This window comes from Autumnicola tepida, assembly GCF_031846485.1.
GTDB lineage: Bacteria > Bacteroidota > Bacteroidia > Flavobacteriales > Flavobacteriaceae > Autumnicola > Autumnicola tepida.
The window spans coordinates 1-24,904 of record NZ_JAVRHQ010000033.1 but is presented as its reverse complement, the minus strand read 5'-3'; the positions used below and the strand labels follow the sequence as shown (position 1 = coordinate 24,904).

The window sequence follows — 24,904 nt, the reverse complement described above, 5'->3', positions numbered from 1 at the left end:
GTTAAAAATATCCTAATTTCAAGCTGAAGATTTGTGGTGGACAGCACTATGCTTAATTTCAGTAAAAAGATAATTTATGAAATATAAAAAATTAGGAAACACTTCCCTGGAAACCGCGCCCATAGTTTTTGGTGGAAATGTGTTTGGCTGGACACTGGATGAAAAGAAATCTTATAAAATGCTGGATGAACTGTATGAAAAAGGTTTTACCACAATAGATACTGCAGATGTTTATTCGCGATGGGCACCGGGTAATACCGGCGGAGAATCTGAAATTATCCTGGGCAAATGGATGAAGGACCGTGGTGTTCGCGATAAAATCAATCTTGCAACAAAGGTAGGTTCCAGCATGCAAGAAAATGCCCCAAAAGACATCTCGAGGGAGCATATTTTAAAGGCTTCTGAAGATTCTTTAAAGCGATTGCAAACAGATTATATAGATCTCTATTACACGCATTGGGATGACGATAAAACCCCGGTGGAGGAAACACTTCAAACCTACCAGCAATTGATACAGGATGGAAAGGTAAGATATATTGGCGCTTCAAACCTTTCTGCCGAAAGGCTGCAGGCTTCGCTGAAAGCCGCCGAAGAAGAAAACCTACCAAAATATGAAGTTTTTCAGCCCGAATACAGCTTGATGTCCAGGCGCAAATTTGAAGAAAAAATACGGGAGATCTGCGAAAAAAATGAATTATCGGTGCTAAGTTATTTTTCCCTTGCAAGCGGTTTCCTTACCGGAAAATACCAGCGGATTGAAGATGTTAAAGGGACCGACAGGGAGATGTTCTTGAAAGACTACTTTAATGAAGGTGGTAAAATGGTTTTGGATGCTATTTGGGAGATTGCCAATGAGCATATGGTTTCCGAAGCTGCAATTTCCCTGGCCTGGATAATGCAGCGGCCCGGTATAACAGCACCCATTGCTAGCGCCACCAAAAAGGCACATTTAAAGTCCTTTTTTGAAGCCATAGATATAGAGCTTACCAAAGAACAAATGAAGCGGCTTAACGAAGCCAGCGCCTGGAAGGAAGATTTGTTGTAAAAATTCCTAGTTCAGCCTCGTAAGAAGCTCATCCGGCGTAACTGAAAATTGTTCGCCGGATTTCATATTTTTAAGGGTAAACCGCTGCTGCTCCATCTCTTCATCTCCGGCCAGCACCACAAATGGGATCTCCCGCTTATTGGCGTGGTTCATCTGTTTTTTCATCTTGCTGCTTTCCGGATAAAGCTCTGCGGTAATATTGTTGCGCCTAAGCTTCTGCACTGCTTTTAATGCATAAAGGGCTTCTTTATCACCAAAATTGATGAAAAGCACTTTAGTACTTTCCGTAACCGTAGGAGGAAATAAATTCAGTTCTTCCAGAACAAGAAATATCCGGTCCAGACCAAAGGAAATCCCCACTCCACTAATATTTTTTAAGCCGAAGATGCCGGTGAGGTCATCGTAGCGGCCACCACCACCAATGGATCCCAGTTTTACTTCTTCAGGAGCCGAAACTTCAAAAATAGCGCCGGTATAATAATTAAGGCCGCGGGCCAGAGTAACATCTAAATCTAATGCTGAAGTCTGCAATGGCATTTCTGCAATGGCATTTTGAACAAATTCCAGTTCTTCAATTCCTTTCCTGCCGGTTTCAGAATTTTCCAGGATTCCCTTCAGGTTTTCCACTTTTTCGGCAAAATTTCCTTTAAGGCTGAAGATTGGCTGGATTTTAGCTATGGCAGCTTCAGAAATGCCTTTTTCAAGCATTTCCTTTTTCACGCCTTCCTCCCCAATTTTATCCAGCTTATCCAGAGCAACCGTAAAATCTATCAGCTTATCCTGTTCACCTATAACTTCAGCAAAACCTGAAAGTATTTTCCTGTTATTGATTTTAATGCTTACCCCTTTCAGGTTTAAAGCGGTAAATACGGCATCGTAAAGCTGGATAAATTCCACTTCCTGCCATAAACTGTCGCTTCCCACCACATCTGCATCACACTGGTAAAATTCGCGAAAACGGCCTTTCTGGGGGCGGTCTGCCCTCCATACCGGTTGAATCTGATATCGTTTAAAGGGAAATTCTATTTCATTCTGATGTTGCACCACATATCTTGCAAAAGGCACTGTAAGGTCGTAACGCAAAGCTTTTTCGCTTATGGAAGAAGTGATTTTAAGGCTATCTTTTTCCTCGTAAGCATTCGCGTCTGCCTTCCGAAGAAAATCCCCGGAATTTAAAATCTTAAAAATAAGCCTGTCCCCTTCTTCGCCATATTTTCCCATAAGCGTATCAGAATTTTCAAAACTAGGGGTTTCTATGGGTTGAAAACCAAATTTTTTGAATTGTTCCTGAATTTTGCCAAAGATGTAATTTCTCTTAGTCACCTCTGCCGGTGAAAAATCTCTTGTCCCTTTTGGAATAGAAGGTTTTTGTGCCATAATTATACTTGACGGCCAAAGCCGGAATTTTTATATATTTAGATGCTTTTTCTGCGAAAAGTGCAAATATCTTAAAATTTAAGTGAACCCAAACAAATTTCAGTTTTTAAGTAACATATACCCTTAATGTGAGTCTAACTTATGAGCCTGTAAAAAATCTTTATGTTCTCACTGCTAAAAGAAAATATAAGAATCGCGCTTACTTCCATTAGAAGTCAGTCTCTTAGAACAATTTTAACCGTACTTATTATCGCAATCGGTATAACGGCCCTTGTGGGAATTCTTAGTGCTGTTGCAGCGCTGGAAAACACCATAGGGAACAATTTTGCTTCTATGGGCGCGAATACTTTTAATATTCAGCAGTATGACCTTAGCTTCCAAAGACAGGGTGGCGGGGAACGCGAAAAAGTAAATCCCATTATTACCTTTAGGGAAGTGAAAGATTTTGAGGAAAATTACAGTTTTCCGTTTACACAAACCGCGATTTCTTTTACTGGTACAAGCGGAGCCGAAGTTAAATATGAAAATGAGAAAACAGATCCTGAAGTTGCCGTATTAGGGGCGAATCAAAACTACCTTTCCAACTCCGGACTCGAAATTGAAGCTGGACGGGATTTTAACGTTTTCGATATTCAGAATAATAACAATGTAGCTATTTTAGGCTCTGATTTTGCCAAACCTGAAGGCCTCTTCCGCGGACAGGACCCGGTGGGAAAAACAATTAGCATTCGTGGGGCAAAATTTAAAGTTATAGGAGTGCTGGAATCAAAAGGTTCCACATTTGGGAACAATCAGGATTTGCGGGTAATCATTCCAATTCAGCAGGCAAGGTCCATTTTCACCCAGCCGCGGATAAATTACGATTTAAGCGTAAAGGTTGATGACAAAAATTATTTGGAAGGCGCACAGGATGAAGCTATTATCACCTTTAGAAACATAAGGGGATTAAATCCAGTGGAAGAGAATAACTTTGGAATTCAGCGTAGTGATGATCTTATAAACAGGATCCTTTCTATTACTGAATATTTAAATATTGCCGCCTGGATTATTTCAATAATAACCATTTTTGGCTCTTCGATAGCGCTAATGAATATTATGCTGGTAACTGTAACCGAAAGAACGCGCGAAATTGGAGTGCGAAAAGCTTTGGGCGCCAAAAAAGGAACAATTGCGGGGCAGTTTTTTATTGAAACCCTTTTAATTGGGCAGCTTGGAGGAATCCTGGGTATTCTGCTGGGAATCCTGATTGGTTACGCCGTTGCAAGGTTTGCAGAATTTGACTTCACCACGCCGTGGGTGGCCATTTTATGGGCAACTGCCATTACCATTGTAGTCGCTATCCTGGCAGGAAGTTTCCCGGCAATAAAAGCTGCTAAACAGGATCCTATTGAATCGCTAAGATATGAATAGACGGTAGACGGTAGACGGTAGACGGTAGACGGTAGAAATGTGAAAAAAATTTGCTGAATGTCGTAAAAAATAAAGCTACTTTCTGAAAAGTTGCCAACTCTTTACCTCTTTTTCTCATTATCTCATTTACTTTTTTATTCCTTTTCTACTCCTGAACCACTTCCTCGAAATAACGATACAAATCACCTTTGGTAATATTTGCCCCCTGCCGGATGAGGGCGAAAATATCCTTATTCCTGTCGTCACTCATCGCTTTGGTTGAAGTATAAATAGTAACGGCATCATCCATAAGGTTATTACGCAGCCAGTTATAACCGGTTTTGGAAGTAATATCAATTTCCTGGCTGTCAACTTTTACCGCAATAAGATTAATAGTAGCAGCGGTAATATGGAAAAGAAACATCTGGTTTGGAGAGAAATGTTCCAGGTATTCCACTTTATTCAGCACCCCTTCCCAAATAAGGTCGCTAAAAACATCAAGTTCTTTCTCGGCAACTTCAGGTTTTGTTTTCTTGATTTCCTTCCATTCTTCCGCAGTAATAGACTGGGTGGCCAGAAAATTTATAAACTCCTGGTGCATTTCATCAAATTGTTCCTTGGTAAGTCGGGCGTATTTCATGGGATAAATTAAATAGATCCCGCCATTCTGCGGGAGAGTTCAACTAAGATTTCTTAGATGTTATTTCAGATATACTAAAAATAAAAGCCTACCCAAAAATGAGCAGGCTTTACATTATGAGTGAAATAAATTAAGCTTCGCCTACCACATCAAAGGTAAAGTTAGAAACCACTTCACGATGAAAACGCAAAGTTGCCTCGTACTGTCCAAGACGCTTGATGTTTCCACCAGCGATGCTAATATATTTTTTCTCGATATCAACACCTTCTTTAGAAAGGGCTTCAGCAAGATCTGCATCTGTAATAGAACCGAATAATTTGTCTCCGGCTCCTGACTTTGCAGTAAGCTTAATTTCGATATCGTTTAATTTCGCAGCCTGTTTTTTGGCTTCGTCAATATTCTTTTGCTCTTTATAGGCACGTTGCTTTAAAGTCTCTGCCAACACCTTTTTAGTTGAAGGAGTAGCCAGTTCAGCGTAACCCTGAGGAATTAAAAAATTTCTGCCGTAACCGTTTTTTACGTTTACCACATCATCTTTAAAGCCTAAATTATCTACGTCTTTCTTTAGTATCAATTCCATAATTGCCTAATTTTTTATTTTAATAAATCACCAACATATGGCATTAACGCTAAATGACGGGCACGTTTAACGGCAACAGCCACTTTTCTCTGGTATTTTAAAGAGGTACCTGTTAAACGACGAGGTAAAAGTTTACCTTGTTCATTTACAAAACTCATTAGAAAATCAGGGTCCTTATAGTCAATGTATTTAATACCTGACCTTTTGAACCGGCAATATTTCTTTGCTTTGGTAGTCTCTATATTAAGAGGAGTAAGATATCTAATCTCACCGTCTTTTTTTCCTTTTGCTTGTTGTTCAATAGATGTAGCCATACTTACGCTTTTTCCTGGATTCTTTTTCTTCTTTTTTCAGCCCAAGCAATAGCATGCTTATCTAACTTCACGGTTAAATAACGCATCATTCGCTCGTCTCTTCTAAATGCCAATTCCAAAGGCTCGATAGCCTCTCCCGGAACTTTGTACTCAAATAAGTGGTAAAACCCACTTTTTTTGTGTTGGATTGGGTATGCCAGTTTTTTAAGCCCCCAATCTTCTTTGGATATCATCTCGGCACCTTTAGAAACAAGAAATTCTTCGTATTTCTTAACTGTTTCCTTTATCTGCTCATCAGATAAAACGGGATTCAAGATGAAAACAGTTTCATAATGATTCATAAAAAATTTGTTTAAATTAAATTGTCTGCAAAAGTAAAACTATTTTTTATATTTTCAAAGCCTGAAAATAAAGGACAAAATTCCTTTTTAACCGGTGAAATTCAAGTTTATCTTGTAAGTCACAAATATATTGTTTAATATTGTTATGCTTAACCTATCCTATCTAACAAGTGGAAGAAATACTACTCAAGTGTGCAGTCGTAGATGATTCGAGTTTGCAGCGGCTTTCTATAGTCAAGCTTATTAAAGATCATCCTAATTTGAAGTTGGTGGCCGAGTACAATAACGCCATCGAGACCAAGAATGGTCTGTTAGACAACGAAACAGATCTTATATTCCTGGATATAGAAATGCCAATTTTATCGGGGTTCGAACTTCTGGACGACCTCCCGAACAAACCGCAGATCATCTTTGTTACCGGAAAAACAAAGTATGCCTTTAAGGCTTTTGATTATGATGCAGTGGATTATATCCATAAGCCCGTAAACAAGGAAAGATTTAACAATGCGGTGAACAAGGCAATAAACCTCTTTAAGCTCAGGCAACAATCTTCGGCTCCCGAGGATGAAGATTTTATTTTTGTAAAGAGCAATCTTAAAAACCGGAAAGTTTTCCTTAGCAAACTCAAGTACATACAGGCGCTGGGGGATTACGTAAAATTTATTACTGAAAAAGACAATTTTGTGGTCCTGGCCACCATGAAGTCCTTTGAGAAGCAGTTACCAAGTGACCGTTTTTTGCGTATTCATAAGTCCTATATTGTTAATTTGGACAAGATTGAACGTTATAACAGTAAAAATATAGAAATTGATAAAGAAAAACTTCCGCTTAGCCGGCACAAGAAAAATAATCTTATTGAAGCCCTAAGTGCAATCCAGTAGTTTTTAAATTACCCAAACGAAAAAAAGAGAAAGCTGTCTATTTTAGGCAGCTTTTCTTATTTATACAGGGTCTACATTAAGGACCACTTTTATACTTCTAAATGCCCCGATTGCCCTAAAACTTGTCATGATTTTATGCACAACCGTTTTTGTCTTTCCCAGGGACTGTTGCTGCGGAATTTTAAGCAGAATATTCTTATAATATTCATTTCTAATTCGTGCTATAGGTGGAAACTCCGGCCCCAGTATATTCTCCCTGAAGATATTGCTGAGGGATTTTGCAAGCCAGTCGGCCGCATCATTGGTTTTTGAAAAGTCACGGCTTTTAAGGGTAAATCTTATAAGGCGGTAATATGGCGGATATTTGTAATTATATCTTTCTTCCAGCTGATCTTTATACATACCTGCATAGTCATTGGTAGAGACCTGCTGGATGATCTGGTGATAAGGATTATAACTCTGAATAAGCACCTTACCTCGTTTTTTGGTCCTTCCAGCCCGCCCCGCTACCTGCAGCATTAGCTGAAAACTTCTCTCATGTGCCCTGAAATCAGGAAAATTCAAAAGGTTGTCTGCATTCATAATTCCTACAAGGCTAACATGCCTGAAGTCCAATCCTTTCGTAAGCATCTGGGTACCCACTAAAATATCAATTTCCTGTTGTTCAAAAGCATTAATGATTTTTTCATATCCATATTTGCCCCGTGTGGTATCCTGGTCCATTCTTCCAGTTTTATGATCTGGAAAAAGGGATTTTAATTCCGTTTCAATCTGCTCGGTTCCAAAGCCTTTTGTAGTAATATCCGGGCTGCCGCAAGCCATACATTTTTGCTGCATGGCGATATGGTACCCGCAGTAATGGCAGCGCAACTGGTTGTTATGATGATGAAACGTAAGGCTTACATCGCAGTTTGGGCATTGCGGGGAATGCCCACAGGTATTGCATTCCAGAATGGGTGAAAATCCGCGCCGGTTTTGGAAAAGGATCACCTGCTCCTCTTCTTTTAAAGCTTCCTTTATTTCCTCCAGCAACCTGTCCGAAAAATGGCCGGTCATCTGCTTTTTCTTATGTTTTTTCTTTATGTCCACAATCTCAATTTCCGGCAGCAGTACATTTCCATAACGCCTGTTTAGTTCAACCAGGGAATATTTATTATGCTGAGCGTTAAAGTAAGATTCCAGGGAAGGAGTGGCTGAACCAAGAATAATATTCGATTTGAAAAAATTTGCCAGCACCACGGCTGCATCCCGTGCATGATATCTTGGAGCAGGATCAAATTGCTTGAACGTACCTTCGTGTTCTTCGTCTATCACGATAAGGCCCAGGTTAGAAAAAGGAAGAAAAATAGCTGATCGCGCCCCGATAACCACTTTACCTTTATTGTCATTCTCCAGGACATGCCGGTAAACCTCCACCCTCTCATTCATGGAATATTTGCTGTGATAAATCAACACCTGCTCTCCAAAGTAATTCTGTAATCGCTGGATAAGCTGCGCGGTCAGTGCGATTTCCGGTAACAGATATAAAGCCTGTCTTCCTTTCTCCAGAGTTTCCTGGATAAGACGGATATAAATTTCCGTTTTTCCTGAAGAAGTAATTCCGTGAAGAAGGCAAACCTCATCCTTTTGGAAATATGTTTTAATTTCTTCCAGTGCCTGTTGCTGATGTTCACTAAAATTCAGCTTTGTTTCCGGGGAATCTCCGGTATAATTGAACCGGTCGGTTTCTAGGTAATATTCTTCCAAAAATCCTTTGTCCAGCAGGCTCTTTAAAATTGCCGCGGAGGAATTGCTTTTTTTAAGCAGGTTTTTTGCCTTAACAGGTTTTGAGCTTTGCGCTTTTAAGCTGAAGAAGTTCAGCACTATCTCTCTTTGTTTCGGGGCTTTTTCCAGTTCATCTAACAGCGTATGCATGCCGGCTTCAGCAGAAAACTTAGAGGGCAGGCGAACATATCTTATCTTTTTTGGTTTATACTGCTCATAAATTTCCTGGTTAAGTGCAATTAGTTCTTTCTCTACCAAAGAATTAAGGACCGGCAGCACGTTCTTCTTCTCCAGTACCTGGCTCACCTCCTGTATTTTTAGCACAGACTGGCGCTGCAAGGCTTCCACAACCATATATTCCTCGTCGGATAGTTCATGATCTTCAGGAGAAACTTCTTTTAGCAGTTGCACAATACTCTCGCTCTCCAGCAAAAATGCACCGGGAAGAGCTGCTCTCAACACATCCCCTTCACTACACATATAATAGTCAGCAATCCATTTCCAGAATTTTAGCTGGTGAGCGGTTACCAAAGGGGCTTCATCGAGGATCTGGCTAATAGGTTTAGCTTCATATACTTCCGGCGGATTTTCATGTATCGCCGCCACTACTCCACTATAGATTTTTGATTTCCCAAAAGGCACCGCCACCCGCATTCCTTCCTGAAGGTGCCGGGCCTCCTGAGCCTCTATGGAATAAGTGAACCGCTTATCCAGGGGCAGCGGTAAAATTACATCTATAAAATAGGACATAAAAAACTCAATTTTACTGTGAAGTTGCAGTTGTAAAATTAAAAAACCATTCCTGTTAAAGAATGGTTTTACAGCTTTTCATTTCAAAACTATTTTTTTCTATTCCAGGTTTTGGTTTTATAGAAAAAAGCCACATAACCCCGCACATGTAACTTATCAGGGTTATCCTCATCCAGCCAGATTTTGCATTTATATTCTTTCCCGGATTTTGGATCTATAACCTCCCCATCTTCATAGCCATCATCATTTTTTTCCAGCCCCCGCATAAACACCAGGCCTTCAAGAGGTTCATTTTTAAGGTCCCCCGGGCATTCTGTACATTTCCGGTCCCGGTCTTCTTCTTTCATAATCCGGGTGATTTTTCCAAATACCTGGCCTTTATCTTCATATACTTCTATTATAGAATTTACTTTCCCTTCGTCATTTACATTCTCCCATTTTCCAAAAACAGTTGGTGGCTTTTGAGCAAAAGTAATGGCTCCTGTAAGCATTAGGATCAGTAAAAAAATAGTCTTTTTCATAAATGCTGTTCTGATTGTTTTCTTAAGAATTATTACCCAACATGGCTTCCTTCAGATCATCATCTGCAGGACGGTTTGCCAGCCAGATTCCAAAAAGCGCCTTCTTAAATTCCTCTCCTTTAATCACTCCCTTTTCTTCTCCATTTTTTAAAACAACAACTCCCTTCCCGGGACTATATATAAGATCAAAAACATCATTTTTCCTGATCTCTTCATTGAAGAGCCCCTGGAACTGACTTATTTCCGCGGAAATATGACTGGTATTTCCATTTGTGGAATTTTCGAAACCTTCGTTAACAGCATCCAGCATTTTATCACTCGTGATCAATTTAGAAATGATATGGAGCTTTATTGCCATTGGCTTATTTGCCATAAGAATGGTCCTGGCATCTGAAGTTTTATCACTTAAATACAAACCTCCGGCATAGAGGTCTATCCAAAGCTTTTCCCGCACTCCGGCACCATTCAGCACAAGGTTGTTGTTACCGTAATTCAGGCTGTTGGGCAAAACAACGCCACCAACTTTGGTTTGTGCTGAAGCAATATTTATACTGCAAACGGCAATTATCAGGAAGAAGATTTTTTTCATATTGAAAGATTTTTGCTTTTCTAAATTTATTTAAATTTCCTTTTCATTTTTATTAAAGATGCATTTAATTCAAATCCAAGCAATAAAATATTTGCATTTAGCCAGATATACACCATTAAAATTAACAATGCTCCAATAGAACCATATAGCTCGTTATATGCAGAAAAATTCTCTATATACAAGCCAAAAAGATAGGTTGTAAGCATGATTAATATAGTCCCAAATATCGCTCCAATCGAAAAGAACCTGGCCTGCCTTGCCTCTTTTGTTCCGAAGTAATATAAGGTTGCCACTGCGGTATAAATAAGCAATACAAAAGCTGAATATTTGACCAGGCCTGTTCCTGCGCCGTCCCTTTCCACCAATCCCAGTTCATGCAAATCGTCTACAGCATATGTAAGATAAACCGTAAGTATAATAGTAGTGAACAACAATAAGGCCATAATAAAAGAAACCCCTATTGCTACTATATATTGCCGCACAATAGAGCGGTTCCTACGGGTATGGTAAGAGAATTCAAAACCCGTAAAAATAGCATTTATCCCGTTGGTCATTAAAAAAATGGAAAGAATAAAAGAAATGGAAAGTAAGCCCCCGCGCTGGTTTGCTGCAATATCTTCAAAAATGGTCCCAAAGAACTCTGAAGTTTCCGGAGGCAGCAGGGAATCCATAAAAATTAAAAACTGTATCTGGAAATCATCTATAAAGGTAATGTAAGGAATAAGGTTGAACATAAAGATCAAAAACGGGAAAAGTGCCATAAAGAAACTAAAAGCGATAGCACTCGCCCTGGTGGAAAATGTTCCTTTTACAATCCCTCCCCAATAGATCACCCAAAGGTTATAAAGCGTCAGGCCTTCTAAACCAGGAAGGCTAATGTTTTTTAAACTTCTTTCCCACCAATCAGAAAAGTTTTCCAGTTTAGATTTTAACGCTTCCTTTGGAGCCATATTACACGGCTTTTAGGCTAAGGTCCATGTTATGTATGGAATGAGTAAGGGCACCGCTGGAAATATAATCCACGCCACATTCTGCAAAACTCGGGGCGGTTTCCAGGGTAATCCCCCCGCTGGACTCTGTAAGGCTTTTGCCATTAATTAATTTTACCGCCTTTTTGGTATCTTCAAAAGTAAAATTATCGATAAGGATCCGATAGATTCCTTCAGATTTTAGTATTTCCCTTATTTCATCCAGGTTCCTGGCCTCTACTATAATTTTAAGGTCAAGTTGCTTTTCCTTAAGGTATTGCCGGGTTTTTTCAATTGCCTGGGTGATCCCTCCTGCAAAATCTATATGGTTATCCTTCAGCATAATCATATCGTACAGTGCGAACCGGTGGTTTTCACCACCCCCTATTTTTACCGCCCATTTTTCCAGCGCCCTAATGCCGGGTGTGGTTTTTCGGGTATCAAGGATTTGAGTTTTGGTTCCCTTAAGCCGCTCTACAAATTCTGCAGTTTTAGTAGCTATGGCGCTCATGCGCTGCATTCCATTTAACACCAGTCTTTCCGCCTTGAGAATGGAGCGGGAACTTCCTTCCACAAAAAAAACGATATCGCGTTTTTTCACTTTTTCACCGTCCTTAATTTTTATTTCCATTTTTAGCTGTGGGTCTACAGCCTTAAAGACCCTTTGGGCAAAATCAACTCCGGCTATAATCCCGTTATCCTTAACCAGAAGTTTCGCTTTACCGGTGGCTTCTTCAGGAATGCAGGCCAGGGAACTGTGGTCCCCCTCTCCTACATCTTCTCTTATGGCATTGGAAATTATCAATTCAATTTCTTTTTCAAATTGTGCGGCTGAGATCATTTTCAATACTTATTTTTGTAAATGTAGCAAAGTCTGCTTTAAATCTACGGAATGACCATAAAATTACTTTGTATAGGAAAAACGGACGACAGGAAGCTTCAGCAGCTTACCGAAGTCTATTCTAAACGCCTTCAGTTTTATAATAAATTTGAAACCGAGATTATTCCCGATTTGAAAAAAGTAAAGAATCTGGATGAAAATCAGCAAAAAACTAAAGAAGGGGAATTGATCCTGGCCAGATTGCAAACTTCAGACTTTGTGGTATTATTAGACGAAAACGGAAAGCAGTTTTCTTCGGAAGACTTTTCAGAATATATTCAGAAACGCCTCAACAGCGGCTTAAAGCAACTGATATTTGTAGTTGGCGGGCCTTATGGATTTTCAGAAGAAGTATATAAACGGGCAGACGCAAAAGTTTCCCTTTCAAAAATGACATTTTCACACCAGATGGTGCGCCTGTTTTTTACTGAACAGCTTTACCGCGCTTTCACAATATTAAAAAATGAACCCTACCACCACCGATAAAACTATGGAACTGGTTTTCGCGACACACAACAAGAATAAAATGGCCGAAATAAAGGCACTGCTTCCAAAGAACATTAAACTGCTTTCCCTGGATGATATTGGCTGTACAGAGGATATTCCTGAAACCGCCGATACCATTGATGGCAATGCCATTTTAAAGGCAGAATATGTAAGGAGGCGTTACGGTTACGATTGTTTTGCCGATGACACCGGCCTGGAAGTGGAAGCTCTTGCCGGCGCGCCCGGCGTATTTTCAGCAAGATTTGCCGGAGACGAAAAAAATGATGAGGCCAACGTGCAAAAGCTACTGAAGCATTTAGAGGGAAAGAGTGACCGCAGGGCTCAGTTTAAAACAGTTATTGCATTGAACCTAAAAGACAACGAGAACCTTTTTACCGGCATTTGCAAGGGAGAAATCCTGGAAGAGCGGCGTGGCGCAAAAGGCTTTGGTTATGATCCTGTTTTTAGGCCTGAAGGAAAAGAACAAAGCTTCGCAGAAATGGATATGGGCGAAAAAGCGGCAGTAAGCCACAGGGGCAAAGCCTTCAGAGAACTTATTGCTTATCTGTCACAGTAGTTTTCACCCTTTCCCGGTTCCGAAGAGGAGATCAGATATGTATCGGTTACACCATACCAATAACTTTTCTGTTTTTAAAAATACACCCGAGCCTTTAAAACAGGCTCTTTAAGTGCCTTTTTATCAGCTAAATATATAATATCAAAAGCTGCAAACAATTATGTACCTTTGCAGCCTATTTAAAATCATACATGAATAAATTTGAAGAGTTAGGATTAAATTCCTCTATTTTAAAAGCAGTTGAAGATATGGGCTTTGAGAGCCCAAGTGAAGTACAGGAGAAAGCTATCCCCATTTTACTACAGGACGATACAGATATGGTTGCCCTGGCCCAGACAGGAACAGGTAAAACCGCTGCTTTTGGTTTTCCGCTTATCCAAAAGATAAATGCAGACCAAAGGCATACCCAGGCATTAATTTTATCTCCTACCAGAGAGTTATGCCTGCAGATCACCAATGAGATCAAGAATTACTCAAAATATGAAAAATCGCTGCATGCCGTAGCGATCTATGGAGGTGCGAGTATTACAGACCAGGCGAGGCAAATTGAACGTGGCGCCCAGATTATTGTGGCCACTCCCGGGAGAATGCAGGATATGATCAACAGGAAACTGGTGGATATTTCCAGGATTGAATACTGTGTGCTGGATGAGGCCGATGAAATGCTCAATATGGGCTTTTATGAAGATATCACCGCTATTCTTTCACATACTCCAAAAGAAAAATATACCTGGTTGTTTTCGGCCACCATGCCTAAAGAGGTTGCCACCATTGCCAAGAAATTTATGCGTTCCCCGGTAGAAGTTACCGTAGGATCCAAAAACATGGGAGCAACCAATGTTTCCCACGAATATTACCTGGTGAATTCCAGGCAACGATATGATGCCTTAAAAAGGCTTGCTGATGCGAATCCCGATATCTTTTCGGTGATCTTTTGCCGGACAAAAAGGGATACGCAAAAAGTTGCTGAAAAATTAATTGAAGACGGCTACAGCGCTGCGGCATTGCACGGCGATCTAAGCCAGAACCAGAGAGACCTGGTAATGAAAAGCTTTAGAAGCAGGCAAATCCAGATGTTGGTGGCCACAGATGTTGCTGCCCGCGGTATTGATGTAGATGATATTACGCATGTGATCAATTACCAGCTTCCGGATGAAATTGAAACCTATACGCACCGTAGCGGCAGGACAGGGAGAGCCGGAAAAAGCGGGGTTTCCATGGTGATTATTACCAAGAGTGAATTGCGGAAAATCAAGAGTATCGAACGGATTATTCAGCAATCTTTTGAGGAAAAAGATATTCCAGACGGAATGGAAATTTGCCGGGTGCAGCTTTTTCATTTAGCTAATGATATTAAAGACACCAAAATCAATCATGAGATAGATCCATATCTTCCTACCTTAAATGAGGTTTTAAAGGATTTCTCTAAAGAGGAACTTATAAAAAAGATATTCTCTGTAGAGTTTACCAGGTTCTTTAATTACTATAAGAACGCCCCTGATTTATCATCGAGAGCAGGAGGAGACCGTTCTTCTTCCGATGCCAGTACCACCCGTTATTTTATTAATGTTGGGGCTAAGGATGATTTTGACTGGATGAGCCTGAAGGATTTTCTAAAAGAAACCCTTGATTTAGGGCGGGATGATGTATATAAGGTAGATGTAAAAGACAGTTTTTCTTTCTTTAATACCGATGCTTCCAAAACCGATAAAGTTTTAGAAACATTTACAGATTTTAAACACGATGGAAGGTTTGTAAACGTTGAAGTAACCAAAGACTCAGGTAGCAAAGGAAATCGCCGTGGCGGTGGGAAAAGAAATTTTTCTGATAAGAAGAAGCGTTCTTTCGGTTCTGATGATGGAGGTTCCGGAAGGCGCCGCAGATCTGATTCAGGAGGAAAAAAAGGCGGCAAGAAAGCAGGAAGTAGAAGCAAGAATATTGAAAATTCAATAAAAAGAAGACGTTCCAAACGTTAAGTGCCACCTGTAGCTTTAAAAATTAAATTCTGGCATTGTTTTTTATTGGTATTTTATATTTTAGGCTCAAATTGTTATGAAAAAGCACCTCCTACTTTTAATAATTTTACTTACAGGATATTGTGGATTTTCACAGGACGTGGTTAGCGGCGTGGTACAAAACGCCGCTGATGACCGCCCTATTGAGAGGGTAAACATTGTAAACCTTAACCAGGTAAAAGGAACCACTACAGACGAAGAAGGTAATTTTGAACTGCAGGCCACGGTAAATGACACCCTTTACTTCTCTTATCTTGGTTTCCGGCCAATAAAGGTGAGGGTAACCAATGACTGGTTGAAGTATGGCAACGTAAAGGTAAAAATGACGGAGGTAGGGATTGCCCTGGAAGAAGTTACATTAAGTCCTGTTACCCTTACCGGTTACCTGGAAATTGATGCTAAAAATATTCCTATTTATGAGAATTACCGCTACAGTATTTCCGGCCTTAACACCGGTTACGAAGGCGGTGAAAATTCCCCTAACGCGGTAACCAAGGTGTTGGGCTCTATTTTTAATCCTGCCGATGTACTGCACAACATTTTTGGAAAGCGGCCGCAGCAAATGCGAAAACTGCGCAAAATGAAGGAAGAAGAAGAAATAAGGCAACTCCTGCAGAATAAATATGACCGGGAGACACTTATGGCTTTGCTACAGGTGGATAAAGGAGAAATAAATGAGATCCTTTCCCGCTGCAATTATTCCGAAGATTTCATGAAGACGGCGAATGACCTTCAGATTCTTGATGCCATCAGCGGCTGTTACGAAGAATACAAGGTGCTTCAGAAGAAATAAAATTATTTTTCCAGTACGGTTTTCAGGTTTTTAAGTCCTTCTTCAAAATCCCTGGCCAATAATTTATCCACGCTGTAAAAAATCCCAATTATCGTTAGCGGAAAAGGTATATGCCCGCGAACGCCCCATACCATTTTAGTTTTTTCAGCTTCAATTTCCTTTACTCCAATGTAAGTAAGTGCATTCAACTTGAATGGCTTGATAAAGATAATTTTGGTTTCTATTACTTTTCCCTGCCTTATTTTTACAATTTTCTGGTACCCCTCTCCTACTTTCCCATTGCCTTTCCAGTAAAAAGCAGCATCCAGCTTGCCGTCTATCCCTTTGTACTTTAAATTCGCGTCAGGATCCCTGTTAAACCACGGCATCCACAGCGGCTGTTTACGCAGTTGCCGCACAAAACTATAAACTTCTTCCCGGGAACGGTTAACAACGACAGTCCTGCTAAAATCATATTCCTTTTTTGCCCAGGCATGCAGGAAAGCAAAAAAGGTAATAATGGCGATGATGATATAAAAAAATAGGGTCATGGCAAAATATTAGATTTTCTGGAAGTTTTTAATTAATTCATCAGCGTTTTTTACACTTTTTCGTGCCCATTTCAGGTGAAGTTCTTCTCTTTCTTCATTTTTTAGCCGCCAGTTGTAATTACTCTCCCTTAGCCTTAGCGTGAGCGACTGGATAATAATTGCTGCGGAAACGGATATATTCAGGCTTTCGGTAAAACCATACATGGGAATTTTAAGAACAGCATCGGCATTCTCTATAAAATCTTCTGATAATCCTTTCTTTTCTGTTCCGAAGAAAACAGCTGCGGGGCTGGAGATATCAAAATCCTGAAGCAGCTGTGCATTGCCATGCGGAGATGTGGCAACAATCCTGTATCCTTTTTGCCGCAATTCATCCACACAACTTTCAGTAGAATTATAACGGTTTACATCTACCCATTTTTGTGCTCCCATGGCAATTTCCTTATCAATACGGCGCGGATTTCTTTCTTCTATTACATGAATATTCTGAATTCCAAACACATCGCAGCTTCTTAAAACCGCACTGGTATTGTGAAGCTGGTAAACATCCTGTGTGGCAACGGTAAAATAATTGGTCCTTTCGGAAAGAACTTTTTCAAAAAGCATCCTCCTTCTCGGGGTGAGAAAATCTAAAAGGTAATCAAGCAGGTTTTGGTTGGTCATGGCATGTAAAAGTAAAAAATCAAACTTAAAATTTGCCTAAAATTCTACGACGAATATCTGTTGAACAAAATATGGGTTTCTGTCTTTTGAAAAATTGTTTAAATTCCGAAGAAATTTTAAGGAGTAGCTTTTATGAAGAAAATCGTTGTTTTAACCGGCGCGGGCATAAGTGCAGAAAGCGGGATTAAAACTTTTAGGGATGCCGATGGGCTTTGGGAGGGGCATGACGTAATGGAAGTGGCTTCTCCGGTAGGCTGGCAGAAAAACCAGGAGCTTGTACTGGATTTCTATAATAAGCGGCGGAAGCAATTACTGGAAGTGCAGCCTAATGAAGCTCATTTTGCCCTGGTCGAACTGGAGCAAAAGTTTGATGTGGAGATTATTACCCAAAATATCGATGACCTGCATGAAAGGGCGGGCAGCACCAAAGTAAGCCATCTGCATGGTAAACTTCTAAAAGCCCGCAGCACTTTTGATGAAGACCTGGTAATGGATTGGAAAAAGGATATTCGCCCTGGCGACTTTTGCGAACACAATCACCAGTTAAGGCCACATGTTGTTTGGTTTGGAGAAGCAGTGCCAATGTTTGAGAAAGCAGCCGAGATCACTGCCCAGGCAGATATCCTTATAATTATTGGCACCTCCATGCAGGTGTATCCCGCAGCAAGCCTGGTAAGCTTTGCTCCTGAAGGCATTCCTGTTTATTTTATTGATCCGCGGCCAAATATACAGGAAACAGGCAATCTTGAAATTATTGCTGAAAAAGCCGTAAAGGGTGTTCCTCTTCTGGTTGCCGATTTAATGGAAAAATAAAGCCCTTCGACTTTCCAGGTTTAGAGGAAGCTGTATCTTTACTTTTTAAATTCTATCTGTTGAAATACCTAAATAAATGATTTGCATTCTAACCGAATTATAGCAGTAAATTTAATCTCGACTGCGCCCGATGTGATTGCTTTAATCAGGAATAAGTTCGATTTTCATATTTAGATGACTTAACAGATGAGCATTAATTTTCGAAGAAATAAAAAATGACAGCATTATCTGCAATTTCCCCAATAGACGGCCGGTACCATTCCAAAACCAAAGAACTTTCGGCTTATTTTAGTGAAGAAGCTTTAATTAAATACCGCGTAAAGGTAGAAGTTGAATATTTTATCGCTTTATGTGAGCTTCCACTCCCGCAGTTATCTTCTGTGGATTCAAAGGTTTTTCCACAAATCAGGTCGCTTTATACAAATTTCAGCATTAAAGATGCCGAAGCGATAAAAGAAATTGAAAAAACCACCAACCATGACGTAAAAGCAGTAGAATATTTTCTGAAACAGAAGTTTGATGGACTTGGGCTGGAAGAATCTAAAGAATTTATCCATTTTGGGCTTACTTCGCAGGATATAAATAACACCGCTATTCCGCTTAGCATAAAAGACGCCATAGATGCTGTGTACATTCCTTCTTTAAGAGAAGTCCAGGAAAAATTAATCCAGCTATCCCAGGATTGGTCTGCAGTTCCTTTACTCGCCAGGACGCATGGGCAACCGGCCTCCCCTACCAGGCTTGGAAAAGAAATTGATGTTTTTATCACCCGCCTGGAAGCACAAGTGGATATGCTGAACAGTATTCCTCATGCTGCTAAATTTGGTGGTGCAACCGGGAACTACAACGCCCATAAAGTAGCTTATCCCAAAATTGACTGGAAGGAATTTGGTTCCAGTTTCGTGAAGGGAAAACTAGGCCTTCACCATTCTTTCCCCACCACTCAAATTGAACATTATGACCATTTAGCTGCTCTTTTTGATGCCCTAAAAAGGATCAACACCATTTTTATTGATTTAAACCGGGATGTATGGACTTATATTTCTATGGATTACTTCAAGCAAAAAATTAGAAAAGGGGAGATAGGCTCCTCTGCCATGCCACACAAAGTAAATCCTATAGATTTTGAAAACAGTGAAGGGAATTTGGGAATTGCCAATGCTGTTTTTGAACATCTGGCTTCCAAACTTCCTGTTAGCAGGTTGCAGCGCGACCTTACTGATAGTACGGTTTTAAGGAATGTTGGCGTACCTCTTGGCCATACCATTATTTCCTTTAAATCCACCTTAAAAGGCCTTAACAAATTACTGCTGAATGAGGAAAAAATAAATGCCGACCTGGAAAATAACTGGGCAGTGGTAGCTGAAGCCATACAGACCATTTTAAGGAGGGAAGGCTACAAAAATCCTTATGAAGCTTTAAAAGGACTTACCCGTACCAATGAGAGGATAAATAAAAAGAGCATCGCAGATTTTATTGAAACCCTGGAAGTGTCGGAAAATGTCAGGGAAGAAATAAGGGCAATTACACCGCAGAATTATACTGGAATTTGAAAAAACAGAAGGCCCGGAAATCAATCCAGGCCTTCTTATTTTTTGGAACAAATTCTATTCTGCAACTTCCATAGTGTCTGCAGGGATTTCAACAGGTTCTGCAGTTTGATGGCTATCCATGAAAACATCTCCTATGGCGCTTAGCCCTTCAACATTTACATCTCCTTTTTTCATACTGTTCATAAGCTTCAGAAGGTCGCCTGGATTCATATTGTCTCCCAATACCCTTGCCACGCCCAGGCCTTTGGATTTGTCGTAACCATACACGATCAATTCATCTACGGCATCTTCATCGCCGGTAAAGTACACTTCAGCTTTGCGCTCCCCAGATCCGTATTTTATTAATAACTGGTATTTTTCATCACTCAGGATCCCTTCAAGCTCGGCCATTTCAGCTTCAAACTTATCATTGCCATCTTTTACCGGATAAGCAAGCAGGTTGATCTTTTTAACTGTTTGCAGGGTTGCACGCTGCTCTTCATCTAAACCCTCACTGTTTGTGAACATGCCCGCAGGCACATCTAAAGCAAGAAATTGATTGTCTTCCTGGTTCTCCACATAATACTCCTGAAGAGAAGTTTTGTTGTCGCAGGCAAATACCAGCGTAAGCACTGCACATCCTAAAATGAAAAATTTTGCCCTCATAATTATTTTGATTTATTATTCACGTTTTTCAACTCATCGGCCCCGGGAACTTTTAGATCTGAAGCGAGTTTTGAAAGCTGCGAAAGGTCAATTTCACCTGTGATCTTCAGAATAACCGAAATTGGGTCGTCTCCATTCATACCTTCCATATACATAAAGAGTTCGCTAACAGAAGTATCGTTCTTACCAGGCCTGGAATAAAATTTAATATTTTTTCCATCCTCGTTCACCCTCATCAGCTGCTCCAGGGAACCCTTCTTCAGGTAATCATTCACGTCTTTGCTCATTTGGGTCTGCACTGCCCTATCCTTAGTGGTAAACATCCTTATTTCCTTCAGGTTTTCAATAAGGCGAAGGTACTGCTGGGCTTCGGGATCATTATCGCTTAGGTCCAGATCGGCGAGCATTTTAAACATTTTGCTCGTCATTACCACGCCGTCTACGCCTTTCATTCCGTCATATTTTTCAAAGGACTGGGCCGGGAGCATTATTGGGCTAAACGCCATTACTATTAAAAAGATAATTGTTTTCATGATTTCTGTGTTATTTAAGATTGATGTATTTATTCGCGGTTTTATTAAATTCTTTTATATAAACAAGATCTTCTTTTCCCTCGTTCATGTAGCCGGAAACCATCAGCAGGGTTTGTTTTGCCTGTTGATAAGCCATTTCCTGCTCTGTAGTCATTCCCATTTCATTTAATCCGGCATCACTACCGCCTTCCTGGTAAAAGAAAATACCGATGGCAAGAACTACAGTTGCGGCAATGGACATCCACAGGTAATTTTTCTTTTTAGGTTTTGCAATGGGCACCTTTGCATTAAAAGTTTCGGTTTTTGCCGCTGCGGTATAACCAAACATCCATTGGTAAACCTCAAGATGGGCGGGAACTTTGTTATTGCTAAAGAAATTCTTCAGTCTTTGCTCTTCTGCCAGAGTGGTTTCCCCCTCTTCGTATTTAGCTATTAATTTTTCAACTTCGCCTAATTCCATATTCATGCTTCTTAGTTAAACTTTCTCTAATTTTTTTTCTGGCCCGGGACAATGCCACCCTTATGGCGGTTTGGTTCATATCCATTATTTCAGAAATTTCTTCAAACTCATATTGCTCCACATCCCTTAGCTGAAACACCATTTGCTGCTGTTCCGGCAATTGTCTTATAATTTTTTCTACCCAGCTTAGTTCATCTTTTATCTCGGTTTCCCGGTGAACCGAAACCAAACCACTGTCATAATTTTGATGAACTATCCTCAGGTTGTTGTTATACTTCAGTTTAAGCTGATCTAAACAATAGTTTTTTGTCACCGTCATTGTATAGGCTTCAACATTGGCATAATTCCTGATTTTTTCCCTGCGATTCCACAATTTAAGAATCACTTCCTGCGTGGCGTCCTCGGCTGCTTCCTTAGAGGTAAGCAACCTTCGGGCGAGCCGGAACATTTTATCCTTTGCAGGGTTTATTATATCAAGAAACTCTTTTTGTGTCATGCTATTTTTGGTCGGTTAGTAAGCACTCTTACAATTTTACGACGATTAGGAAATAGTTTTGTTACAAGAAATTTTGAAATAACAGTAATCTGTTTAATTTTAGCAACTTTATAACCAAATTCAAATTATGAGAATTAATAAATTTTTATTGCTCTTCCTTTTTAGCGGCCTTTTGTTTACTTCCTGCTCAAAAGACAATAATGACGTTATTGACGACGAGGTAACCACAGACCCGGAAAACCTTGAAATAGAAGAGTTTGTCTACAGAGGAATGAACAATATCTATCTTTATAAAAACCAAATCCCTGAACTGGCAGATAATTACTTCAGCAATGGGGAAGATCTTAACGAATTCCTCGCGAGCTTTGATGGCCCTGAAGATCTTTTCTACGAGGGATTGGTGGCAGATGAAGACCGTTTCAGCTACATTACTCCAGATTATATTGCCCTGGAGAACAGTTTTAGCGGTATTAGCACCACCACAGGTGTAGATTACCGTCTTTACAGGTTTTCCAATTCCAATGATCTTTTTGGGCTGGTAAGGTATATTATCCCCAACAGTAATGCGGTTGGAAAAGGTATAGAAAGAGGTGATCTTTTTACCCAAATTAACGGGCAGGATCTTACTATAGATAATTACACCACTTTGCTGAACAGCGATGAAATAACTTTTCACCTGGCTAGTATTAGTAACAGTACAGTATCAGAAACTTCTGAAACTGTAACCATAACAAGCCAAACCCTTACTGAAAATCCTATATTAATTAATAAAACGCTGGATGTTGATGGCATGAAGGTTGGGTACATTATGTACAACAGTTTTATTGCTGATTTTGATGATGAACTGAATGCCGCTTTTGCTGAATTAAAAGCTGAAGGAATTTCTAAACTTATCCTGGACCTTAGGTACAATGGAGGCGGAAGAGTAAGTTCTGCCACTAGATTGGCCAGTATGATCACCGGCCAGTTTGATGGAGAAATTTTTGCTAAAGAACAATGGAATGAGAAATATCAAAACCTTTTTGAAAGTCAAAATAATGGAGAAGATTTGAATATTAGATTCACAAATGAAATAGACGATGGAGAGCTAATCAACAGCCTTAATCTTAATGATATTTATATTATTACCTCTTCTTCTTCGGCTTCTGCCAGTGAACTGGTGATTAACGGGCTTAAACCTTATATTGATGTAGTTCAGGTTGGGGATACCACCACCGGAAAATCCCAGGCTTCTGCCACTTTATATGACAGCCCTGATTTTAAAAGAACCCACGCGAATCCTAATCATACTTATGCTATTCAACCTCTTATATATCATTCTGTTAATGCTAAAGATGTTTCGGTGCCCTTTAACGGGATAATTCCTGAAGTAGCCATTGAAGAAAACATTACCAATCTTGGTGTTTTGGGAGATCCTTCAGAACCATTATTATCGGCAGCTTTGGATGCGTTAAAAGGTACGCGGAGATTTTATCCTGAAAGAAATCATGACTTCAGGGAGTTTAGTGAATCTGGGGTGAAGGAGCCTACATACAAGCGCATGTATATAGACGAAGTACCATCGGTACCAGAAAAAATAATTGAGTAAGCATATTTAATATTCCAAATTTTTTAAATCAACAGAACCTTCGGCAATTCCCGAAGGTTCTTTTTTTCAGCCTTGCCCACAGTCTTTGCTAAACGTCTAACAGCCGGTTTAATGGACAAAAATATCATCTAAGGATCACAAATATTCCCCGTTAATTCATGGATTACCTTTTTTAAGGCTAAAATTTATTTTAAATTCACTATTCTTTTCAAGAATAGTAAAGGCACCATAATCCCAGGTAAAATTAAGCCACTCATAATTTTCTCCTATATTTTCATCTGCGGAAGGTTTTACTTTAAAAAGAACTGCTGTTTATAGCGATGAAGTTATTTATTCAAAAAATATCTTTTTTCCTACTTTCAGGTTGCCCATTTATTTTTTTTGCTGAAATACTTTTTTCTACAGAAACTTCCGAAAAAATTATTATAAGCCTCCCAAACCCGGTAATAATTTTTCATAAAAACTTCTTCTCAAGGGGTTCTTATTTTACTTATATTCAATCAATTAATTTCCCGAAAAATGAAGATCATAAAAATATTTCCTCTGGAGCACCGCAAAGACCTGCACTTAGGCATTTCTTTTATCTATGATGATAAAATGAGGAATCATCTTGTAAGCCTGCCAGGGGTAAAATGGAGTAATACTAAAAAGGTGTTTTATTTCCCTTACAGCGAAGATGCTAAATCTATTTTGCTAAAGCACCTCCGTGGCACCGGCTGGTACATAGATTTCTCACGTGTGGACGAAGATGAATTTAAAAGGAGGAATGAGGAGAAAAATCCTGAACAGGAACATCTTAAAATTTTGAAAGAATTTGATTCTTACCTGCGGGGAAAAAGATATAGCGAAAGCACTGTAAGAACCTATTATAGCTTTTTGTACAAGTTTCTAATGTTTCATAAAGCTCCTCTCGAAGACCTTAAAAACAGGGATATCGAAATTTTTATGGAAAAGGTAATCGCTAAAAAAAATTATGCAATTAGTACACACCGACAATGTGTAAGTGCCTTCAAGCAATTTGTTGAACTTTATGGATTTGCAGCTGTACATCCAGAAAAAATTCCGCGCCCAAAGAAAAGCCGGACCTTGCCCCGGGTGTTATCACAAAAGGAGGTGATCAACCTTCTTATTGCCACAAGAAACCTAAAGCATCGTATGGTGCTCGCCGTTATCTACTCATCCGGTCTCCGCATTGGGGAACTTTTAAAACTGAAACTAGAGGACATAGACATAGACCGAAAACAAATTTTTATTTCCCAGGCCAAAGGCCGAAAAGACCGGTATGTGGGAATGGCAGAAAGTTTTATTCCTATTCTTTTAAACTATCTTCAAACCTATAGACCTGCAAGATTATTAGTGGAAGGCCAGGATGGAGAAGCGTATAGTGCTTCTGCCGTAAGGTTCTTTTTGAAGGAATCCTGCAAAAAAGCAGGAATTGAAAAGCGCATAACACCACATACCCTCAGGCATTCCTATGCAACCCATATGCTTGAACATGGAGTTGGCCTAAGGCACATTCAGGAATTACTGGGCCATGCGAAACCAGAGACCACTATGATCTACACACATGTCACCCAGCAGGACCTGTTACAAATCAGAAGTCCGTTGGACACGGCTGTTTCTAACATCTTGAAATCTGGTAAAGAGGAGGAAAACCTGCGTTTATCCCGAAAATGATATGGTTAAAAGTGTATATTTGGCGTGATATAACGA

27 protein-coding genes are annotated in these 24,904 nt (G+C 39.8%); 11 read left to right on the top strand and 16 right to left on the bottom strand.

Annotated elements, in window-relative coordinates; genetic code table 11:
- The first annotated feature begins 76 nt into the window (after positions 1-76).
- Positions 77-1,045: an aldo/keto reductase gene (locus RM553_RS18080; protein ID WP_311536369.1), complete on the top strand. Its 969-nt coding sequence runs from the start codon at positions 77-79 to the stop codon at positions 1,043-1,045.
- Positions 1,046-1,051: 6 nt separating this feature from the next.
- Here RM553_RS18080 and hisS read toward each other — a convergent pair whose 3' ends face one another.
- Positions 1,052-2,422 (bottom strand): histidine--tRNA ligase, encoded by a 1,371-nt coding sequence (gene hisS, locus RM553_RS18075; RefSeq protein WP_311536368.1) that lies wholly within the window; start codon positions 2,420-2,422, stop codon positions 1,052-1,054.
- Positions 2,423-2,584: 162 nt separating this feature from the next.
- On the opposite strand from hisS, the gene RM553_RS18070 reads away from it, so the two are divergent.
- A complete protein-coding gene (locus RM553_RS18070) occupies positions 2,585-3,832 on the top strand; it encodes an ABC transporter permease (RefSeq protein ID WP_311536367.1) in 1,248 nt (415 codons plus the stop codon).
- 145 nt (positions 3,833-3,977) lie between these two features.
- Here RM553_RS18070 and RM553_RS18065 read toward each other — a convergent pair whose 3' ends face one another.
- The 4 genes from RM553_RS18065 to rpsF all read right to left on the bottom strand — a co-directional run bounded on the left by RM553_RS18065 (position 3,978) and on the right by rpsF (position 5,686).
- Positions 3,978-4,451: a DUF6495 family protein gene (locus RM553_RS18065; RefSeq protein WP_311536366.1), complete on the bottom strand. Its 474-nt coding sequence runs from the start codon at positions 4,449-4,451 to the stop codon at positions 3,978-3,980.
- A gap of 130 nt (positions 4,452-4,581) precedes the next feature.
- Positions 4,582-5,031 carry a 50S ribosomal protein L9 gene (rplI, locus tag RM553_RS18060; protein WP_311536365.1) on the bottom strand — a complete coding sequence of 150 codons (450 nt, stop codon included), beginning with the start codon at positions 5,029-5,031 and terminating at the stop codon, positions 4,582-4,584.
- 14 nt (positions 5,032-5,045) lie between these two features.
- Positions 5,046-5,345: a 30S ribosomal protein S18 gene (gene rpsR, locus RM553_RS18055; protein ID WP_311536364.1), complete on the bottom strand. Its 300-nt coding sequence runs from the start codon at positions 5,343-5,345 to the stop codon at positions 5,046-5,048.
- A 2-nt stretch (positions 5,346-5,347) separates the two neighbouring features.
- The gene (rpsF, locus tag RM553_RS18050; protein ID WP_311536363.1) at positions 5,348-5,686 is read right to left on the bottom strand and encodes a 30S ribosomal protein S6; all 339 of its coding nucleotides are present in this window, start codon (positions 5,684-5,686) and stop codon (positions 5,348-5,350) included.
- A 170-nt stretch (positions 5,687-5,856) separates the two neighbouring features.
- Between rpsF and RM553_RS18045 the strand changes: the two genes are divergently transcribed.
- Positions 5,857-6,567 (top strand): LytR/AlgR family response regulator transcription factor, encoded by a 711-nt coding sequence (locus RM553_RS18045; RefSeq protein WP_311536362.1) that lies wholly within the window; start codon positions 5,857-5,859, stop codon positions 6,565-6,567.
- Between the two features lie 60 nt (positions 6,568-6,627).
- On the opposite strand, the gene priA is transcribed toward RM553_RS18045, so the two are convergent.
- The 5 genes from priA to nadC all read right to left on the bottom strand — a co-directional run bounded on the left by priA (position 6,628) and on the right by nadC (position 12,000).
- Positions 6,628-9,081 (bottom strand): replication restart helicase PriA, encoded by a 2,454-nt coding sequence (gene priA / locus RM553_RS18040; RefSeq protein WP_311536361.1) that lies wholly within the window; start codon positions 9,079-9,081, stop codon positions 6,628-6,630.
- 89 nt (positions 9,082-9,170) lie between these two features.
- Positions 9,171-9,602 carry a DUF2147 domain-containing protein gene (locus tag RM553_RS18035; protein WP_311536360.1) on the bottom strand — a complete coding sequence of 144 codons (432 nt, stop codon included), beginning with the start codon at positions 9,600-9,602 and terminating at the stop codon, positions 9,171-9,173.
- A 22-nt stretch (positions 9,603-9,624) separates the two neighbouring features.
- On the bottom strand, positions 9,625-10,191 hold the full coding sequence (locus RM553_RS18030) for a chalcone isomerase family protein (protein WP_311536359.1): 567 nt from the start codon (positions 10,189-10,191) through the stop codon (positions 9,625-9,627).
- A 26-nt stretch (positions 10,192-10,217) separates the two neighbouring features.
- A complete protein-coding gene (locus tag RM553_RS18025; protein WP_311536358.1) occupies positions 10,218-11,141 on the bottom strand; it encodes a YihY/virulence factor BrkB family protein in 924 nt (307 codons plus the stop codon).
- Between the two features lies 1 nt (position 11,142).
- A complete protein-coding gene (nadC, locus tag RM553_RS18020; RefSeq protein ID WP_311536357.1) occupies positions 11,143-12,000 on the bottom strand; it encodes a carboxylating nicotinate-nucleotide diphosphorylase in 858 nt (285 codons plus the stop codon).
- Between the two features lie 51 nt (positions 12,001-12,051).
- On the opposite strand from nadC, the gene rlmH reads away from it, so the two are divergent.
- From rlmH to RM553_RS18000, 4 genes are all read left to right on the top strand, one after another.
- On the top strand, positions 12,052-12,525 hold the full coding sequence (rlmH, locus tag RM553_RS18015) for a 23S rRNA (pseudouridine(1915)-N(3))-methyltransferase RlmH (protein ID WP_311536356.1): 474 nt from the start codon (positions 12,052-12,054) through the stop codon (positions 12,523-12,525).
- A gap of 4 nt (positions 12,526-12,529) precedes the next feature.
- Positions 12,530-13,102 (top strand): non-canonical purine NTP diphosphatase, encoded by a 573-nt coding sequence (locus RM553_RS18010; RefSeq protein ID WP_311536376.1) that lies wholly within the window; start codon positions 12,530-12,532, stop codon positions 13,100-13,102.
- 191 nt (positions 13,103-13,293) lie between these two features.
- Positions 13,294-15,078 carry a DEAD/DEAH box helicase gene (locus tag RM553_RS18005; RefSeq protein ID WP_311536355.1) on the top strand — a complete coding sequence of 595 codons (1,785 nt, stop codon included), beginning with the start codon at positions 13,294-13,296 and terminating at the stop codon, positions 15,076-15,078.
- Between the two features lie 76 nt (positions 15,079-15,154).
- Complete coding sequence (locus RM553_RS18000; protein WP_311536354.1) at positions 15,155-15,910, top strand: carboxypeptidase-like regulatory domain-containing protein; 756 nt, start codon at positions 15,155-15,157, stop codon at positions 15,908-15,910.
- Positions 15,911-15,912: 2 nt separating this feature from the next.
- On the opposite strand, the gene RM553_RS17995 is transcribed toward RM553_RS18000, so the two are convergent.
- Positions 15,913-16,440, bottom strand: a complete 528-nt coding sequence (locus tag RM553_RS17995; RefSeq protein ID WP_311536353.1) for an SRPBCC family protein — start codon at positions 16,438-16,440, stop codon at positions 15,913-15,915.
- 9 nt (positions 16,441-16,449) lie between these two features.
- Positions 16,450-17,103, bottom strand: a complete 654-nt coding sequence (locus RM553_RS17990) for a TrmH family RNA methyltransferase (RefSeq protein WP_311536352.1) — start codon at positions 17,101-17,103, stop codon at positions 16,450-16,452.
- Between the two features lie 132 nt (positions 17,104-17,235).
- Between RM553_RS17990 and RM553_RS17985 the strand changes: the two genes are divergently transcribed.
- Together RM553_RS17985 and purB are read left to right on the top strand one after the other, a co-directional pair.
- Positions 17,236-17,916: an SIR2 family NAD-dependent protein deacylase gene (locus RM553_RS17985; RefSeq protein WP_311536351.1), complete on the top strand. Its 681-nt coding sequence runs from the start codon at positions 17,236-17,238 to the stop codon at positions 17,914-17,916.
- Positions 17,917-18,131: 215 nt separating this feature from the next.
- Positions 18,132-19,469, top strand: coding sequence for an adenylosuccinate lyase (purB, locus tag RM553_RS17980; RefSeq protein WP_311536350.1), 1,338 nt, complete (start codon positions 18,132-18,134; stop codon positions 19,467-19,469).
- 54 nt (positions 19,470-19,523) lie between these two features.
- Here purB and RM553_RS17975 read toward each other — a convergent pair whose 3' ends face one another.
- The 4 genes from RM553_RS17975 to RM553_RS17960 are packed head-to-tail and all read right to left on the bottom strand — an operon-like array spanning position 19,524 to position 21,603.
- On the bottom strand, positions 19,524-20,114 hold the full coding sequence (locus tag RM553_RS17975) for a GFO_1091 family lipoprotein (protein WP_311536349.1): 591 nt from the start codon (positions 20,112-20,114) through the stop codon (positions 19,524-19,526).
- A 2-nt stretch (positions 20,115-20,116) separates the two neighbouring features.
- Positions 20,117-20,647, bottom strand: a complete 531-nt coding sequence (locus RM553_RS17970; RefSeq protein WP_311536348.1) for a DUF4252 domain-containing protein — start codon at positions 20,645-20,647, stop codon at positions 20,117-20,119.
- Between the two features lie 10 nt (positions 20,648-20,657).
- Entirely contained in the window at positions 20,658-21,113 is a 456-nt protein-coding gene (locus tag RM553_RS17965) for a PG0215 family putative anti-sigma factor (protein ID WP_311536347.1), read from the bottom strand.
- The gene (locus RM553_RS17960) at positions 21,088-21,603 is read right to left on the bottom strand and encodes an RNA polymerase sigma factor (RefSeq protein ID WP_311536346.1); all 516 of its coding nucleotides are present in this window, start codon (positions 21,601-21,603) and stop codon (positions 21,088-21,090) included. The genes RM553_RS17965 and RM553_RS17960 overlap by 26 nt, the downstream gene beginning before the upstream one ends.
- Before the next feature lie 127 nt (positions 21,604-21,730).
- Here RM553_RS17960 and RM553_RS17955 point away from each other — a divergent pair, with 127 nt between their 5' ends.
- Together RM553_RS17955 and xerA are read left to right on the top strand one after the other, a co-directional pair.
- Positions 21,731-23,191 carry a GFO_1087 family putative carboxy terminal peptidase gene (locus RM553_RS17955; RefSeq protein ID WP_311536345.1) on the top strand — a complete coding sequence of 487 codons (1,461 nt, stop codon included), beginning with the start codon at positions 21,731-21,733 and terminating at the stop codon, positions 23,189-23,191.
- 519 nt (positions 23,192-23,710) lie between these two features.
- Positions 23,711-24,868, top strand: a complete 1,158-nt coding sequence (gene xerA, locus RM553_RS17950) for a site-specific tyrosine recombinase/integron integrase (RefSeq protein ID WP_311536344.1) — start codon at positions 23,711-23,713, stop codon at positions 24,866-24,868.
- The last annotated feature ends 36 nt before the right edge of the window (positions 24,869-24,904 follow it).